This window comes from Bacteroidia bacterium, assembly GCA_023228875.1.
Classification (GTDB): Bacteria; Bacteroidota; Bacteroidia; order NS11-12g; family UBA955; genus JALOAG01.
In genome coordinates this window covers 13719-32896 of sequence record JALOAG010000005.1, presented here as the reverse complement: position 1 = coordinate 32896, position 19178 = coordinate 13719, and the positions used below count along the sequence as shown (strand labels likewise).

At 36.1% G+C, this 19178-nt stretch carries 11 protein-coding genes; 7 read left to right on the top strand and 4 right to left on the bottom strand.

The genetic code is table 11. The features are described from left to right. Nucleotides 1-25 precede the first annotated feature (25 nt). The 3 genes from M0R38_06765 to M0R38_06755 all read right to left on the bottom strand — a co-directional run bounded on the left by M0R38_06765 (nucleotide 26) and on the right by M0R38_06755 (nucleotide 6131). Nucleotides 26-3190, bottom strand: coding sequence for a TAT-variant-translocated molybdopterin oxidoreductase (locus M0R38_06765; protein MCK9481444.1), 3165 nt, complete (start codon nucleotides 3188-3190; stop codon nucleotides 26-28). Nucleotides 3191-3231: 41 nt separating this feature from the next. Beyond that, complete coding sequence (locus M0R38_06760) at nucleotides 3232-4890, bottom strand: c-type cytochrome (protein ID MCK9481443.1); 1659 nt, start codon at nucleotides 4888-4890, stop codon at nucleotides 3232-3234. A gap of 290 nt (nucleotides 4891-5180) precedes the next feature. After that, nucleotides 5181-6131 (bottom strand): hypothetical protein, encoded by a 951-nt coding sequence (locus tag M0R38_06755; protein MCK9481442.1) that lies wholly within the window; start codon nucleotides 6129-6131, stop codon nucleotides 5181-5183. A 97-nt stretch (nucleotides 6132-6228) separates the two neighbouring features. Between M0R38_06755 and M0R38_06750 the strand changes: the two genes are divergently transcribed. The 7 genes from M0R38_06750 to xseB all read left to right on the top strand — a co-directional run bounded on the left by M0R38_06750 (nucleotide 6229) and on the right by xseB (nucleotide 15377). Further along, a complete protein-coding gene (locus M0R38_06750; protein ID MCK9481441.1) occupies nucleotides 6229-8205 on the top strand; it encodes a dehydrogenase E1 component subunit alpha/beta in 1977 nt (658 codons plus the stop codon). Between the two features lie 154 nt (nucleotides 8206-8359). Further along, nucleotides 8360-9283: an ATP-binding cassette domain-containing protein gene (locus M0R38_06745; protein MCK9481440.1), complete on the top strand. Its 924-nt coding sequence runs from the start codon at nucleotides 8360-8362 to the stop codon at nucleotides 9281-9283. Further along, entirely contained in the window at nucleotides 9267-9995 is a 729-nt protein-coding gene (gene gldF / locus M0R38_06740) for a gliding motility-associated ABC transporter permease subunit GldF (protein MCK9481439.1), read from the top strand. The genes M0R38_06745 and gldF overlap by 17 nt, the downstream gene beginning before the upstream one ends. A gap of 13 nt (nucleotides 9996-10008) precedes the next feature. Beyond that, nucleotides 10009-11793, top strand: a complete 1785-nt coding sequence (gene gldG, locus M0R38_06735) for a gliding motility-associated ABC transporter substrate-binding protein GldG (protein MCK9481438.1) — start codon at nucleotides 10009-10011, stop codon at nucleotides 11791-11793. Nucleotides 11794-11913: 120 nt separating this feature from the next. Next, the gene (locus tag M0R38_06730) at nucleotides 11914-13704 is read left to right on the top strand and encodes a chloride channel protein (GenBank protein MCK9481437.1); all 1791 of its coding nucleotides are present in this window, start codon (nucleotides 11914-11916) and stop codon (nucleotides 13702-13704) included. Between the two features lie 67 nt (nucleotides 13705-13771). Continuing rightward, nucleotides 13772-15184, top strand: a complete 1413-nt coding sequence (gene xseA / locus M0R38_06725) for an exodeoxyribonuclease VII large subunit (protein MCK9481436.1) — start codon at nucleotides 13772-13774, stop codon at nucleotides 15182-15184. Further along, nucleotides 15177-15377, top strand: coding sequence for an exodeoxyribonuclease VII small subunit (gene xseB, locus M0R38_06720; protein ID MCK9481435.1), 201 nt, complete (start codon nucleotides 15177-15179; stop codon nucleotides 15375-15377). Before xseA ends, xseB begins: the two co-directional genes overlap by 8 nt. Before the next feature lie 14 nt (nucleotides 15378-15391). Here the strand turns inward: xseB and M0R38_06715 are convergent, their stop codons facing one another. After that, entirely contained in the window at nucleotides 15392-19078 is a 3687-nt protein-coding gene (locus M0R38_06715; protein MCK9481434.1) for a TraB/GumN family protein, read from the bottom strand. Nucleotides 19079-19178: the final 100 nt, after the last annotated feature.

Here is a 19178-nt window from a genome sequence, read left to right as displayed (position 1 = left end):
TGCTTATTAAATGAATTTTTCTTAATTAAATATTTCTGATTTTGGTTAGGTATTTAACACCTTGTTGAAGGTTTAATTCTTCAAGCAAGTGATAGGAACGTTCATTCCTATATAGTTTGGAAACTTCACTCTTCTCATCATTTAAGTCTCCAAATACAATAGCATTTGCAGGGCAAGATCTTTGGCAAGCTGTTTCAATCTCTCCATCTATCATTTCTCTTCTTTCACGTTTTGCTTTCAACTTACCGTCTTGGATTCGCTGAACACACATTGAGCATTTTTCCATTACTCCTCTGGTTCTAACAGTAACATCTGGATTGATTACCATTTTACCTAAGTCGTTATTAAAGAAGAAATCAAACTTATCATTGTCATTATATCTGAACCAATTGAATCTTCTTACTTTGAATGGACAGTTATTTGCGCAATATTTAGTACCGATACAACGGTTATATGTCATTTGGTTTAATCCCTCAGAGCTATGAGTTGTAGCCAATACAGGACAAACAGTTTCACAAGGAGCATTATCACAATGCTGACACATGATAGGTTGGTGCATTACCTTTACACTCTCATAATATGCGTAATCTGCATTGCTTTTCTTAGCTTCCGCTCTGTCCAATGCTTCAATTCCTTTTTCCTTTGTTACGTATTCAGGTTCATAATCTCTGCTAAGGAATAGGTCTTTTGAGTAGTCAGTATGATTCACATTTTCAAATGCAAAATATCTGTCAATTCTAATCCAGTGCATTTCCCTTCTTCTTCTTACTTCATCTCTACCTACTATCGGAACATTGTTTTCAATACTACAAGCCACAACACAGGCACCACAACCGGTACAAGCATTTAAGTCAATAGCCATTGCCCAATAGTGACCCGGATTATCATCGCGCTTATATTCATGTCTAGACCATAGTTCATATAAATGTGGTCTTGGCATATCATTACCGGCAGCAGGATTCTTAACAAAATCTGCTTGGGTTGCTTCTCTCAATAAATCACGTCCTTCAATTGTGTTATGGGTTTGAGTTTGAGCTAATACATAATTTCCTGAAACCTTCTCTATTTGGACTCCGGATGTTACCCATTGTCTTGCACCATTTACAAATTGTGCAAAAGGATAGGCATTCTTTCCAATTATTTCATAAGCACCTTTCTCGGCAGCTTTTCCTTTTCTTCCATATCCCAATGCAATAGCAATTGTATTATTTGCTTGACCGGGTTGGATATTAACAGGAAACTTATCAATCACTATACCATTGTGTGTAATTTTAACCAAATCACCTTGTTGAATTTTTTTCTTCTCTGCCAATGCTTTAGGAATAGCCACATAGTTATCCCAAGTAACTTTAGAAATAGGGTCCGGTAGTTCTTGAACCCAAGGGTTGCCACAGAATTTACCATCTCTTATTCCAACTTTTTGATACAATACTAAATCAATTGCATTGTTGTCTTCGGGTACAAGTTTCGTAATAATTGGACCATATGCACTAAATTCAACATTGTAACTCAAAGCAATTGCTTCATCGTTACTATTTGGCATATTGTAATACCCATCATGCAATACTTTGTTAAAGTCAGCCTCAGTAGTAACACCAGCAATATTTTCAATCCAATAATTCTTTACATAAGTGTAATAAATAGATGTATCAAACTTCTGCGCCATAATCTCTTTTGAAGCAAAAGGATCTTTCTCAGGTTTTTGACCTAATCCTATCCATGTCAGAAGGGATACTTCAGCTTGGCGTGTATTAAATACCGGAGAAATCGTTGGTTGTGTAATTTGTAGTTTTCCTTTCTTAGGTTCAGAATCACCCCAAGATTCAAGGTAATGATTGTCAGGGCACACATATTCAACCTCTTCTGCTGTTTCATCTAAGAAACTCGCTAAGGATATTTTAGTTTTGATTTTAGATAATGCACCTTTTAATTTTTCTGCGTTGTAAAAACTATACATCGGGTTTGCATCCCAGAAAATAACTGCATCATAAGTACCATTAGAAGCATCAGAAATAAACTTGTCAAAATTTACATCTAATCCTTTGTATTGATTTGAACATTTATTCAAATCAATAGTGTTCCCATAATTACCTAATAAGAAATTCAACCCGTTGACCATCTGTTGAATATAAGGATCATTAGAGCCTGACACCACAATGGAAGCACCTAAATTATCCAATAAATCTTTTGCAACGTTATCTAACACATTGCCTGCAAGGTTTAGATTTCTTGTTACAGGAATTTTAGCTGCACCTTTTTTCTCAGCTATCTTATTATACAATGTAGCAATATAAAGTGCTTCATTGGATTGTTTCATTGGGAATCTAACATCAGCATTTGAGCCGCTAAGCGATAAATTTGATTCAAACTGATAATGTCTGGACATCTTACCGGGTTGTCTTCCTTGTGTGTAAAGTCCGGTATATTCGACAGGAGAAATCCATGTTCCAAGGAAATCTGCTGCAAAACTTACTATCACCTTAGATTTTGAGAAATCATAAGATGGGATAACTGCTTTGCCAAATCCTTCTTCATTAGCTTTTAAGATTCCGCTATAAGAAATTGCATCATATGTAATATGGTCAGTACTATACTTCTCAGCGAATTTTTTAATTACTGAAAGAGCAGAAGGACTGTGTATGGTATTTGAAATTATTGCAACTCTTTTACTTGATGCTAATGCCTTTTCAATATCTGCATCAACAGTTTTCCAATCAGTTTCTTTTCCTCCTTTTAATGGATTCTGAAGTCTTGCAGTATCATACAGCGATAAGATACTTGCTTGTCCTAAAGCAGAAAGTCCTTTACCTGAAAAAGAATTAGGGTTGCCATCCACTTTTATAGGACGTCCTTCACGAACCTTCACTTGAATTCCATAACCTTCCGAAGTTGCACCCAGAGTAGAATTGTAATAATTTGCAACTCCCGGTGTTACATCTTCAGGTTTTACCAAGTAAGGAATTGCTTTTCTGATAGGTGCTTTGTTACAAGCAGCTAAAGCAACAGCCGTAATACTAAATCCAAAGAATTTTAAGAAATCTCTTCTGTTTGAAGACAATTCAAAATTATTCTCAGAGAGAACTTCATCTAGAGGTAGGTCTTCGCTAAATTCTTTTTTCAAATCAGCTTGAAACTCAGCTGTGTTGAGTAGCTCATCCTCTCCTTTCCAATATTGTGTTTTATTAGACATTTAGATACTTTGAAATTGATTATTTAATTGAATTAAATTGATTAATAGTGACACTTTGAACAATCTAAGCCACCAATGTTTGCGATTGTGATATTGACTTTACCATCTTTCAGGTACTTGCTTTTGTCGCCATTCTTCTCAATATCCTTTTTAGCAAAAGCATGTAATTTTTCGTAATAGTCGTTATTTTCAACATCCACTCCTGTATTTCTGTGACAATCAATACACCATCCCATCTGAAGTGTTGCATATTGCTGAATCACTTCCATTTCTTGCACAGGTCCATGACATTTCTGACATTCTAAACCGGCAACGTTTGCATGTTGTGAGTGATTGAAATATGATAAATCAGGTAGGTTATGTACCCTCACCCATTTAATATTTTTGGGGTTGTTTCCAAAACGTTCCCCCGGTTTTGCATCGGGATTATAATCCAATGCAGTATAAATTTTTTGTATTTCAGGGGATACTTCTCCATCATATTTATCTCTCAATTGAACACCTACGTGACAATTCATACATGTATTCAACGAAGGGATACTTGCTGCCTTGCTATAATCAGCAGTACTGTGGCAATAGCGACAATCAATATTTAATTCTCCTGCGTGTAAAGCGTGTGAATATGCAATTGGCTGAGTAGGTGCATACCCTCTTTGAACCCCTACTTCAGTAACACCAAAATAGAATCCATAAATTCCTAATACAAGTCCCACACTTACAATAATTAATATAGTATTGATTGTTCTGCGAGATGTGTTGTATTTATTTTTCAGATACTCTGTAACTGTTTTTTCTTTGTGATCACCAGCTTCAAACTCTTTTAATACATTAGATAGTTTTCTTCTGATCCTATAAAGAACAACTGCAATAATGAGCAGTATTGCAGCAATTACAATTATCACATACAATGTGGTCGTGTTGTAGAAAGTACCTTTCTCACTTTGTGCATCTCCGCCCTTAACTCCGGTTGATTCTTTTGCAACTTTAGGAACACTCTCATATTCAATATAAGCTAAAATGGCATCAATATCTTCGGTAGTAAGATTCTCATACACATTCATTGCAGCACTATTATACTCTTTGTAAAGAGCAATAGCATCTGCATCGCCTGATTCGCGCAATTTCACATTATTATGAATCCAGCTATGCAACCAATCTTTACTTCTACGCTTGGTAACATCCTTAAGAGCAGGACCAATCACTACTCTATCAATAGCATGACAAGCCATACATGCTTGCTGTTCAAATAATTCTTTCCCTTTAAGTACTTGTGCATCAGGTTCGCCAGTTCCTGTAGAAGCAGTAGCCTTTGGAGCACTTTCTTCTTCTATCCACATTAGAATAGACTTGATTTCATTATCAGTCAGGTGCTCATAAGTGTTCATGGCTGCTTGATTGTATTCTTTATAAATCGCAATAGCATCCTTATCACCGGACTCACGTAATTGCACGTTGTTTCTTATCCATTTGATTAACCATTCTTCACTCTTTTGTTTTGTAATATCCTTAAGAGCAGGACCAATCACTACTCTGTCAATCGCATGACAAGCCATACAAGCTTGTTGTTCAAATAACTCTTTTCCTTTGGCTGCGGATGGAGCATCTTGTGCATGTGCCGAAAACGACCCGATTGTAATTAAAAAAGTAGCAAGGCTAAACACCTTAACTGAATTCTTGATTATGTCTGATAGCTTTATCATTAGTACTTGTAATAATTATAATATGAACATAGAACAACCTCTTTCGCTCTAAAATTCGGGGCAAATATAGAGCAGTTTCTATAAGTCATTAATGTTTTTGCCAACAATTGATTAATTTAAAACCTATCTAAATAATGGATTTTTTTCGTTGATTTTCAATGCATTATCTTTAATAGCAGAGTGCAAAAATTGAACAATACAAAAACTACCAACACCGCAATTACGAAGTGTCTAATGAAAACGCTTGGCAACCTGAACAGCAAAATAAAAAGAGGAAAACTGGAAAAAGACTACTGCCTAATGTTGAGCAAAATGAATCTATATTCCAGTAAGGTTTTTGCTCCATTAATATTCACGGAGCTTTCCATTCTATACTCTTTAAGATTATTCATTTTGATATCGTAAGTATGTATTTCATCTCGTTCTAAAATAATACGAGGGGGAGGAATGGATATTTCTATATCAGAACCTTGTCTAAGGTAATTAAAATAATCCTCTGCTAAAGTCTGAAAATCTTCTTTGTCTGATTTTGCAGAAAATGTGCGAACAATTTCATTCGTATTGTCTCCATAGCTAAAAAAGGCTTCGTCACCTGATTTTGTCAGCCATTCTCTTTCCTTAAAAGGATTTTTAATTTCTGCAACCATCGGATTTAGTACACCTAAATTGACACTTCTGCCAAAGATGGAAAACATTTGTATATAATAATTCACCACAACATTTTCAACCTCTTCGGGTTGTTCATAGAGTTGTCTGTATTCACTGTAAGTCTTCAACGCAATCTTTTTCTTTTCAAACTCGATACGTAAATTCTTCTGAAGAGTATCTCGCCATTGCTCCCAATTTTGAAGACCTATATAGTTAAATGAACTGTCAAATTCAAGCAATATGGGTGCATTCTTTAATGTTTCTACTGTTGCCAAATATGCAGTTTTACTAGGAACATCATATTTCATAAAATGCCTGATACTTACTATCCACGTATTTGAGTCTGAGTAGGAAAAATTCATAACAGAATACAAAGAGTCAATTGTCATATAAATAGGCATGTCTCTTTCATTGGTGTTCATATTGGTTACTTTGTGAAACCAAACCATCTCCATACCATCCTTCCAATTTGGCTTGAACTTATACAAAGTTGTATGTTCACCTTGAGACAAAACAGAAAATGGCAGAGTCATAATACCCATTAAGAGTATGAGTACAAACAATATTAATTTATTTTGTTTTTGTGTTCTCATAAAAGTATGAAATAACGTTGCAAAGATGCACAATTTCATGCCAAAGTTGCTCAATGTGAACATTATTCTACCTTTGCCTCCATTACTAAACATATAAATGGAATTTAACAGAAAAAGTCTGACTGATCAAGAACTCATGTCAATCTATCATGCTTTGGTTTATCCGAGAATTATAGAAGAAAAAATGTTGATACTGCTCAGGCAAGGAAAAATAGGCAAATGGTTCTCAGGAATAGGACAAGAAGCCATTGCTGTTGGGGGTACACTTGCACTGCATGACCAAGACTACATATTGCCTTTACATAGAAACTTAGGCGTTTTTACGACCAGAAGAATTCCTTTTGCAAAGCTATTTGCACAATGGCAAGGGAAAGCATCCGGATTTACTAAAGGCAGAGACCGTTCTTTTCACTTTGGAACCAATGAATATCATATTGTAGGCATGATTTCACATTTAGGAGCAATGGCGGGTGTCGGCAATGGCATTGCATTGGCTGAAAAAATAGATAAGACAAATAATATTTCGCTTGTATTTTCGGGTGATGGAGGCACAAGCGAGGGCGATTTTCATGAAGCATTAAACGTGGCCGCAGTATGGAGTTTACCCACTATTTTTCTCATAGAAAATAATGGCTACGGGCTTTCAACCCCTAGCAATGAACAATTTAAGTGTAAACAGTTTATTGATAAAGGAATCGGCTATGGAATAGAAGCCATACAAATTGACGGCAATAACATATTGGAAGTGTATCATACTGTAAAAGAAATTGCTGACTCTATCAGACAGAATCCCAGACCAATATTGATAGAGTGTATTACCTTTAGAATGAGAGGGCACGAAGAAGCCTCTGGCACCAAATACGTCCCTCAATCTTTGTTTGATGAATGGATAAAAAAAGACCCCATCAGCAATTTTGAGCAATATTTACAAAAACTCGGGATACTTAATGAAGTAGAAAAAACCCAAATACACAACAAGGTTAAATCAGAGATTGACAGCGCTGTTCACATGGTTGAATCTGAACCTGATATTGTTGCTGAAACTTCAAAGGAATTAGAAGATGTTTATGCAATAGTACAAAACAGTCAAATTGCACCTGATTTGGACAACCAAAGTGAAAAAAGACTGGTTGATGCTATTTCTGACGGATTAAAACAAAGTCTTGAAAAATTTCCAAAATCAATTATCATGGGTCAAGACATTGCAGAATATGGCGGAGTATTTAAGGTTACAGAAGATTTTTATAAGGTTTTTGGAAAAAAAAGGATTCGCAACACGCCTATTACTGAAAGTTCTATAATAGGCGCAGGTTATGGCCTGTCCATCAAAGGATGGAAGGCAATAGTTGAAATGCAGTTTGGTGATTTTGTTACTTGTGGATTCAATCAAATTGTAAACAATCTTGCGAAATCTCATTATCGTTGGGCGCAAAACGCAGATGTAGTAGTCCGTATGCCTACGGGAGCTGGTGTGGGTGCAGGTCCATTTCACTCACAAAGCACTGAGGCATGGTTCGCTCACGTACCCGGATTAAAAATTGTTTATCCTTCAAATCCATTTGACGCAAAGGGATTATTATGTGCAAGCATTCAAGAGCCGAACCCTATTTTGTTTTTTGAACACAAAGCATTGTACAGAAGTATTCACGGGTTAGTTCCAAATAATTATTACACATTACCAATTGGGGTAGGGCAATTACAAGCTACGGGAGATGAGTTAAGCATCATAACCTATGGCTGGGGTGTGCACTGGGCATTAGATGCATGCAAAGCTCTCAACATACATGCTGATATTATTGATTTGAGGACATTGATTCCTTGGGATAAAGAGTTGGTAGCAGATTCCATCAAAAAGACAGGCAAAGTGCTTGTGCTGCATGAAGATACAATGACCGGTGGTATTGGGGGCGAAATAGCAGCATGGATTGCAGAAAATTGTTTTGAACACCTTGATGCACCAATCAAGAGATTAGGCAGTTTGGATACCCCGGTACCTTTAGCAAAGGACTTGGAAAAAAACTTTTTGGCACAAAACCGACTTCATGATGTTTTGAAAGAACTGAGAAACTATTAACAAGCTGTCTGAGAGTAACATTTTGCGCATTTTTCGTAACATCAAAACAAGCTGAACAACATTTCTAAATGCGTATCTGGATGCAATTTCTCAAATCGGTTATCAATTTTCAATTTGCAGATGTATTTTATACAATATCTTCGCAGGCTCATACATGGCAATTCGAGTAGAAAATCTCACAAAAATTTATGGTCAACAAAATGCGGTTGACAACATTAATTTTGAACTGCAAAAAGGACAAATAGTTGGATTCTTAGGTCCCAATGGAGCAGGCAAAAGCACAACCATGAAGATGCTCACCGGATTTATTCAACCTACACGAGGCAAAGCGTTTATTGATGGAATTGATGTAGAAGAAAAGCCTTTACTCACCCGTTCAAAAATAGGATACTTACCGGAACACAATCCTTTGTATTTGGATATGTACATCCGTGAATATTTACGTTTTATGGCGGAAATTAACAAGGTGGCACATCCAATTAAGCGAACAGAAGAACTCATTGAATTAACCGGATTAACATTAGAAAGAAAAAAGAAAATCGGACAATTGTCCAAGGGTTACAGACAAAGAGTCGGATTGGCGCAAGCACTCATCCACAACCCGGAGGTACTGATTCTGGATGAACCTACTTCCGGTCTTGACCCTAATCAAATTGGAGAAATTCGAAAATTGATTCTTGATATAGGTTCAGAAAAAACCATCTTATTATCGACCCATATCATGCAAGAAGTAGAAGCACTCTGTCAAAGAACTATCATCATTAATAGAGGTAAAATAGTTGCCGATGCTCCTACTGCTGAATTAGGTAAAAAGATTGAAAGTGATACAGTTATTTATGTTGAGTTTTCAAAAGAAGTTCCCCAATCAGTATTGAGCTCAATTTCAGTAATTACGAATATTACAGCCGGAACGAAGCCAAACTCATGGCATATCACAACAACCGAAGCACAAGATTGTAAAATAGCCCTGAACAAAATAATAGCCAATGCAGAAGGTTATATTTTAGAACAGAAGGAAGAAAAACAAACTTTAGAGGATATCTTTCAAAAACTAACGCATCATGTGGACAATCTATAAAAAAGAAATAAGAAGTTTTCTCAGCTCTCTCATTGCCTACGTAGTCATTATTGTGTTTCTCACTGTAACCGGTATGTTTACATGGTTGTTTAAAGACACCAGTGTACCGGACAATGGTTATGCAACACTCGACCCTCTTTTTTCCATTGCCCCTATCATTTTTATTTTTCTTGTATCTGCAATCACCATGCGTAGTTTTTCAGAAGAAAGAAAAAGCGGAACTATAGAGACCCTTACTACACGTCCCGTTTCAGACCTTGCAATCATCATGGGTAAATATCTGGCAGGGCTTACATTAGTCTTATTTTCTATACTGCCTACTCTACTCTATTATTACTCTGTAAATAAATTATCTATTAATCCTGAACAAACCGGTATTGATTCCGGGGCAACACTCGGTTCATACATTGGTTTATTGATGTTAGGGGCTATTTATGTTGCAATAGGTACGTTTGCCTCTGCCCTTAGCGACAATCAGATTATTGCATTTCTTCTTTCTATGTTTCTATGCTTCTTCTTTTTTATTGCATTTGACTTCCTTTCTGACTTATCATTTTTGAAAGACTCCGAATTTACTACAGCATGGTTAGGAATTAACTACCATTATCAATCTATCAGCAAGGGCGTGATTGACACAAGAGATATGATTTATTTTATCTCGATGACAATCGTATTTCTGGGTTTAACAAAATATTTCTTTAAGAATCGCTAATAGACAATAAACCATGAGTAAAAAGCAAACGAATAGGGTGAAGGGTTTAATTGACTTAGCAGTTGTGATTGCAATTGTGCTAGTAGCAAACTTGCTTGGTTCGCAATATTATACCAAGTTTGATTTGACCAAAGAGAAAAGGTTCACACTCAGTGAGACATCTAAGAAATTAGCAGCCAGTGTAGATGACTATATCTACATTAAAGTTTACCTTAATGGAGAATTAAGTTCTAAATTCAAACAACTTAAGAATGCAACCTTAGACATGCTCTCTAATTATAGAGAAGCATCCGGCAACAAAATTGAATACGAATTCTCTGATCCTTTTGCCGGCAAAGACAATAAAGAAAAACAACAACTGTTTCAAGAGTTCGAACAAAAAGGGCTACCTCCTTATGACGATGTAGATGATGCAGACATTGAATCTCAAAAACGTAATCTTATCATTCCCGGTGCAGAGGTATTTTATGGCACCGGTAAAAGTTTTGTAATAAACCTGCTTAAAACCGAATATGGTCAAGCCAGTGAAGTTACTATTAACCAGTCAATCGAAAATCTTGAGTATGAGATTGCTCATGCCATACGCAAATGCAAAGCAGACCAAAAGAAACGTATAGGATTCTTAATAGGACACGGAGAATTAGGAGAATTGCCGCTCTATGATTTGAAAAAAGAATTAGGCAGTTTTTACAGATTAGATAATCTAAATATTGATTTGAGAGACTCCGCTGCCATTGCTTTATATGCAGATAAATTTACAGACAATGACGAAGAGAACGCAAAGATTATCCTAAGTGGTTTACAAAATCGAATCAATCAATATGATGCAGTTGTGATTGCAAAACCGCGTAGAGACCTTACAAAAGAAGAAGCATTTCTGATTGATCAATATATGATGCAAGGCGGTAACACTTTATGGTTTATAGATGCTTTACAAGCAGAAATGGATTCGATGAGCAATGGTGGACGAATGGTGGCTGTGGACTACCCTCTTGACAATCTTAGGGAGTTACTTTTCCACTATGGTATACGTGTAAATGTTGATTTATTACAAGATTTCAGATGCAATGACATTGCTCTTCGCGACCCATACTCTGCAAACAGTTATCGCAATTTCCCTTGGGTTTATTTCCCAGTTTTTACCGCACATCCTACACTGTCTCGACATCCTATTAATCGTAACATAGAAGGTGTTTGGTCAAGATTTGGAGGTACACTTAAAATTTTAAACAAGGAAGACATCAAAGCAACGCCCCTACTCATTAGCTCAGACAAAACCAGAATTTCAAATGCACCTGCATTAGTAGAATTTAGCATTATTGACAAAATACGCTCTAACGACCAAAGTTTCTTAGGTACATTTAATGGAGGACCTCAAGTAGCCGGAGTCTTGTTAGAAGGCACTTTTAAAAGTGCATTCGCACGTAGGAATGTGCGCTCTGACCTGCCATTCAAAGAAAGTGGCAAAGGAAATATCATTGTAATTGCAGATGGCGATATTGCCCGAAATCATGTGAGCAGCCAAGGGGGGTATCTGGAATTGGGTAAGGATCATATTACCGGAAGGATTTTTGGAAACAAGAAATTTCTACTCAATTGTTTTGACTACTTACTTGACGACTCCGGACTTATTGAAATTCGCTCTAAGGAAATCATTTTGCGCTTATTGGATAAAGAAAAAGTGAAAGAAGAACGCACCTATTGGCAGTTCTTTAATCTTGGACTACCTGTGCTTCTTCTGGTTCTTTTTGGGGTGATTAACGCTTTCATTCGCAAGAAAAAGTACGCTTCTAAATAATTAAATATCAAAAGGGCAAGTACTTTTAAGCCCTCCATTTACCCATACATTTTTGAACTTTTTTACCGTTTCATTGCGCACAGTATATTTTTGCACAAACAATCAAAGGCATTTTTCAAAGTGAACGAAAAAGTTTTCAGATATATAGTCAGGATAAATCATTGGAGAAAGGGACATATCTCTCAAGAAAACTTCTTGATGATTGCCGCAGTGATTGTTGGGCTGTTGGGTGGTTTAGCTGCCTCTCTATTAAAAGTGCTTACACACTCCGTTGCTAGTTTCCTTCAAAATGATTTCCATTGGGAATACAAATACTACTTGTATTTCTTTTTCCCGTTAATTGGTATCATCCTCACCACCTTATATATTAAACTCTTTATCCGCAAGCGTAGCTTCCAATCAGGCATCACACCTTTGATAAAAAGTGTAGTCCACAAGCAAAGCCGATTGGACTTTCACAACATATACAGCCAAGTGATTACAAGTGCACTTACTGTTGGGATGGGAGGTTCGGCAGGATTAGAAGCACCATCGGTTTCCAGCGGAGCATCTATCGGCTCAAATATTGGGAGAATCTTCGGATTGAATTACAGAGAAACCACACTGCTATTAGCTTGTGGAGGTGCAGCGGGTATTTCGGGTGCTTTCAACAGTCCTTTTGCAGGGATGATTTTTGCCGCAGAAGTCCTATTGCCAACGTTCTCCATTCCGGCAATTATTCCAATTCTAATTTCTGCTGCATTTGCTTCTGTTGTTACCAAACTTACACACAGTGAGCCACTGTTTATATTGGTACCCAATGAATGGTCTTTAAACTCATTTTGGATGTATGTTATTTTCGGAGTGATAGCCGGATTTTATACAGTATATTTCAGCTGGCAGAATGAAAAAATACATCACTACTTTGACACCAGAAAAAATCTTATTACCAAAATCCTGACCGGGGGTATTTTACTCGGTATTTTAGTTGCATTCTTCCCTGCAATCTATGGCGAAGGTTATATCGCTATACAGCCTTTGCTAGACAAAAATTACAATTCTCTTCTTGACAATAGTTTATTTGCTTCTTACAACCAATCGGTTGTAGCATTGTTACTTTTTGCATTGTTAACATTATTAGCTAAAACTGCTGCCTGCTCTATCACAATGGGCAGTGGGGGCAATGGAGGAATGTTCGGACCAAGTGTTGGTGTGGGCGGTTTATTAGGATTTGTGTTTGCTTATTCTCTAAACCAAACTCACTGGGTTGAATTGAATGTTACAAACTTTATGATTTTTGGTATGGCTGCTTCTGTAAGCGGAATGATGCATGCTCCATTGACAGGAATCTTTTTAGCAGCGGAAATCACCGGAGGTTATTCATTGATAGTTCCTTTAATGGTAGTTTCTGCTTTTACATTTTTTATAAATAAAAAAATTAGAAAATACTCTATCTATACCAAAGAGTTGGTTGAGCAAGGAAGTTTAATTGAAGATGCAAACAAAGATGAAAGCATATTAAACAACATGCAAATCGCTCAATTAGTTGAAAATGATTTTGTGGTTCTTAAAACAACTGATACCATAGCCGAAACACGCAATGCCATTATGGGTTCTGACCGACAAATGTATGCAGTTGTTGACGAGCAAAATGTGTTCAAAGGAATGTTTACTATTGAAGATTTGATTCCTTTCCTTTTGAATGAAGACGGAAATAGACAAACAAAAAAAATTGGCGAAATTGTTCAACCAACTAAAGATGTCATCCTGATTGACCTTCCAATGAAAAAAGCTATCCAGCTTATGGATCAAAGAAATACAAGGATTCTACCGGTAGTAAATCAACAAAAACAATATGTTGGATTCATCACAAAGAACAAAATCTTTAGAAAATATAGAGAGTTACTCATTAGGCATTATGATATCAGATAAAGTACCGGCTTATTATCATTATTTCATTTATGTAATCATATATCTTTGCCTCTGTTAAAGTTTATCCATGTCAGAAACCATTGATGGCAAGCAAGTCTTTTCGCTTTATGAAGTATCCAAAAGCATACAAAAAACCATTATGGAAAGATATAGCAGTACCTATTGGATAAAAGCAGAAATAATCAAACTAAATTTATATAAACACAGCGGACATTGCTATCCTGATTTGGTAGAGAAAATAGACGGAAAAGTAGTTGCACAAATTCGCTCTACCATCTGGAGGCTTGATTTCATCAGAATTAACAATGCATTTATAAGAACATTACAAGAGCCTTTAAAAGAAGGCATTAAAGTGTTGATAGCAGCAAAGATTTCCTATTCACCGGAGCATGGTATTACCCTTAACATTCAAGACATTGACCCAAATTACACCTTAGGAGATTTAGAAAAAGAAAAACAATCTACCATCCAAAGACTAAAAAATGAAGGTCTTTTTTTTCAAAACAAGGCATTGAAGCTCCCTTTATTGCCACAACGTATTGCAATCATTTCAGTTGAAACTAGTAAAGGATATGCAGACTTTACCCAAGTGCTTCATGCTGCTTCAACCCAATGGGGTTATTGTTTTTTCCTCATGCTATTTCCATCATTGCTTCAAGGAGAAGGGGCAGTCAAAGGCATCATACAACAACTCAATAATATCAGCAAAGTGAAAGAGCATTTTGACTTGGTTGTTATTGTACGCGGAGGCGGTGCAGACCTGGGACTATCTTGTTACAACAATTATGACTTAGCACGCGAAATAGCAACATTCCCTTTACCTATCATAACCGGCATTGGACATTCAACCAATGAAACTGTTGCTGAAATGGTTGCATTTCAAGATGCAATTACTCCTACCAAACTCGCTGAACTGCTCATTCAAAGTTATCACAATGTTGCAGTAACAATACAACAAGCAACAGAGATTATTAAAAACAAGATACAAAATTTGCTCGCATCCCTGCAACAAGAGTTATACAACACAATGAAGCTCTTTCGGTCTATCACTCAAGGCAGAGTCATACAAAGCATGAATATTCTCTCTACCATAAGCCGCAGTATTGTGCATAAAACACTTGGGTTTCTCATTCACGAAAAAAAGTACATGACACAACTAAGAAGAGAATTACAGAAAGACTTATCCTATAAAATTCAAAGAGAAACCGACACCGCAAATCAACTTATTTCAAATATTAACATTTACTCAAACAACTTTCTCAAACAACAACAACAATACCTCATCAATATTGAAAAAAACGTTCACAACATGAGCCCCGACACAGTTTTAAAACGAGGGTACAGCATCACACGACTCAACAACAAAGCCATTACAAACACAGATGAAATTGCTGAGGGTGACAGCGTTGAAACATTGTTGTTTAAAGGTTCATTTACAAGTATTATCAAAAACAAATCACAAACAACTCAACATGACTGAACAAATTACATACACCCAAGCATTTGAAGAGTTACAAAACATTGTAGCAGAAATCGAAAAAGGCTCAATCTCAGTGGATGAGCTATCAAACAAAGTAAAACGCGCTACTCATCTTATCAAAATATGCAAAACGAAACTGAGCTCTACAGAAGAGGATGTAAACAAAATTCTCAAAGAATTAGATGCTGATTAGCCTATTATTTAAGGCTACCAATAGGAATAATATTCATTGACATCAGAAGCCAATGCACGTTCTCTGCCTCTAACCTTAAATTCTTCTAACAATTCCTCTAAATACTTATCCTTTTTCTCAGGATTTTCAATTGTAACTCGTTGTGTAAAAACATCACCTGTGGGGGTCAATTTGCCGTTCTTCACCTCCACAGCAATCAGCGCGTAATGCTTGTAGTCAGAGGGATTAAAATAATTTTTCTTGGCATTACCGCTACTGATATATCTATTAATTTCATAGAGAAATACTTTATACTCCTTTCCTTTCACTGATTCTGCAGTGTAAGACAGCATCTTAAAAGTATCTTTTTCTAGATTGAAAAAAGTGCTCACTCCTACATTGAAGGATAGTTTTGAGAGCAGTTCATCAGTGAGATATTTTGCAGGAATGTATGAAAGTCCGTTTACCTCGTCTAAGTTTTTGTATAAAGTTAAAAAATAGTTGGGTTGCGCAGCAATTTTGCTAATCAATGCAGTATCCACCGGCAATTTGTTTACTAATTTATACCTTATCATTTGAATCTGGTTGGGTTCTGAAGTAATGCTGGTATCATAACTCTTAACAAGCTCAGCCACCTCAGTATTTGCAATATTTGGGAGAAGCAGTTTATACTTCTGTATCAAAGATTGGTTGGCATTGTAGCCTGCTGATGTGGTAGTGCTTTCATCCAATGCTTCTTTTTTGTCTTTTGCTAAAATTGCCTTTTGTTCATTGGCAAGGTATTTCTTTAATACAAATTGTGATTCTTCTATCAATTTTGGTAAAAATGTGCGATAAAAACTTCCGTCAATAATCCCACTATCCAACATATTTGACAAGTCTAACAGTATCAAATTTTTATACTCTTGTATATGCTCGTATTCAAACATTTGAGGATACATATTTGACCAAAGTCTAATACTATCAAGGCGGAGTGGAGACAATACATACCTGTCATTATCCATCACAAAAGGCAAATCCTTGTCCATAATCACCTTTAACGCCTCTATTGCTTGCATACTGCTTTGAGAACACAAAACCGAAAGGGCACTGACTTGTATCGGGTAATTATTCGGATGGTTTAAATACAGTTTTTTTGCAAAGTCAATCAGTCTGCTGTCTTTAATTTTAGCCAACTTGTCAATCAGCACCTGTTGCAAATATTCGCGCTTTTTTTCTTTAAAAGGATAGGTTTGAATTATTTCAACCACCCTGTCAATGTTCTCTCTGCTAAAATTAATAATATCTAACGATGTAATGGCTTTCTTAAATCTGGTACTATCCTCCGAAAACAAATCATCCAAAAACAAATCTCCTTTATTTACAAAAACAGAAGCCCCTAGTACCGAATCAATGGGTGTGAAATTCTCAATAAATGCATCTATAAATGGCGAAGTGCGCTTAAACGAATCTACCAATGTTCGAAGAAGATACTGCGCATCTCCTTCTTTTTTAATAATTTTTACAAACCTTATGAGTTTCGCACTGCCGGTATCAGCTAAATAAACATCCAAAATATGTTGTCCGTTCTTTTGATAACGTTTTTGAGAAAACACCCTGAGAGAATTATCATTTGAAATATCAGATACAGTTTCATTAAAAAGTGAATCTGCATCAGGGTAATACTCATATTGATGAAATTTATTGAAGTACACCCTTATTCTCTCACCCGTCTCAGATTTGTAAAAGTATATATCTGAATAACTCTCATAATCCTGCAAACCGTCAACTTTATTTGGAATTCTTACTTCACTTTCATTGATATCCTTTGAAGTCAGAGTAGAAAAAAACAAAAGTGTATCTGTGAGTTTTTCGAAAGGTTTTTGGTTTTTGAAAGGCTCCAATTGGAATGATTCAAAAAAGCGATTTGCCAACTTTTTATTTTTATGAGTATTTGCTACCATCAAATAATAAAAACCACCGGACAAAATCATTTTACAATACACAGGGCTTCCCTTTTCTCCTTTTTGCGGAAGTAATGTAAAATCTACAGAAGGCAAGCCGTTAAAACGTCCTAATTTCTTATCTGCCAACTCTTTTTTGTGTTTCTTAGCTAATTTTTCTGCTGTACGCTCTAATTCAAAATTATCCTCTTCAATATAATACATATCCATCAATTCCTCGCGTGTTACCAAAAAGAGGCTGTTGCTTTTACTATCAAATCCCTGAAACGTTGGAACATTGTATGCAGCAGAAATAGGAGAATTGTTATCAAAAACATGAACCGGTGGCAACTTTACAGAAAAACCTCCATAGATATAATACTGCCTTTGCCATGACTCCTTGGAATGAGTAAAATCAGTAAATTCTAATGTCGAGAAAACTGAATCTGACCAGTTGGCAATAAAATCCCCTCTGCCACCCATCTTAAATATCATGATTTCAAATGGAGTAACATATATCTGATAATGCTGCAAGTCTCCGGTCTTGGTTCGGTTTTTAATTTCAATGCCTTTGTACTTTCCATTTTTAATCTCTTTTTTGGAGAGAATTTTTCCGGGGATGTTTTCAAATAGCAAGCTGTCAATTTTATCGAAATACAATTCTTGACTTAAGCCGGAGATTACATTGTAAGTATTGATTTTATTCACTGAAAAGAATGAACCGTTTGTCATCTCCGAACACAAAAAATGCATTCCGTTATATGGTAATTCATACAATGGTGCCGGAAGTGAAATCGAAAATTGATTATCAGGAGACATTTGTTTTGTAAGAGTTAACCCGGTTTTGAGAGAATCATAATGTTTCTTATTATCGGCAGCAAAATCTGATTTTAGAAACTTCACAGGTCTAACAGTGCAGCCCTTTTGTCTGAGGTATTCAATGACACCAAACTCACCTCCCAAATGTGCCGCTCCAATGCCTGTAAAAACTGAATAATCTTTTATTAGTTGATACAAACTGTCTGCCATCAAGCGATTTCGCTCATTCAAAAACCATTGAATATAGTGTTCTGATGAAAATAAGTTTTGGAGTTCCAACATCATATCCAAATCCTGCTGGCGATAGGCATCCTCAAAAATTTCATTAATACTTTGCTCCTTCATTCTTTCTTCCAACCAAAGGGGCATTGGCTTGTCGTTCTTACGACTTTTTCTCTCTGTAAGAGCAATTCTATTCAAATCATTTGTATGGTTAATATTCTCAAGACCCACTACCTTTCTGCCCGTTTTTGCTCCTGCCATATAAATAAACATATCCAAATAGGTATCTTCCTCAAAATCTGCCATATAAGGATCGTTACGGTATTGGAGAGAATTAATCATGATATCCCTGCTGGAAATGGATGAACCTATTTCGCTGTTTTGTGGCGGAACAATCTGAAATATTCTCTGATAAAAGCCTCGGTCTGTGTATGCGTAACTAGGATAGTTGCCAAAATATTCAGTGGCATATTTTAAATTCATCACCTCGGGCAACCACATCGTTGGCTCTGACTCTAACGCAATGATATCGGCATTATTCAATGCTATAAAAAAGGTATCACTTAAATTAAATGCAAGTTTGCTGCTGACATGCATGGTTCCATAAAGATATGATTTTTTCGTTGGATTTTGGGGAGAAGTAATTTCCCATAGCAAGGAGTTATATTTTTTAGTATTTGTTGTTTGAGCCTGAATGGCGTGCGTGTGTAACACCAACAAGATCAATACCCACTTTAACTTATCTAAACCTTTCTTCATTGTTATTTTTTTAATTGCAAATAAAACACATGATTGAATAGAATACAACCGTATTGCGAATGTTTTGTACACTAAGAAGTATATTTGGTAAATAACGTGT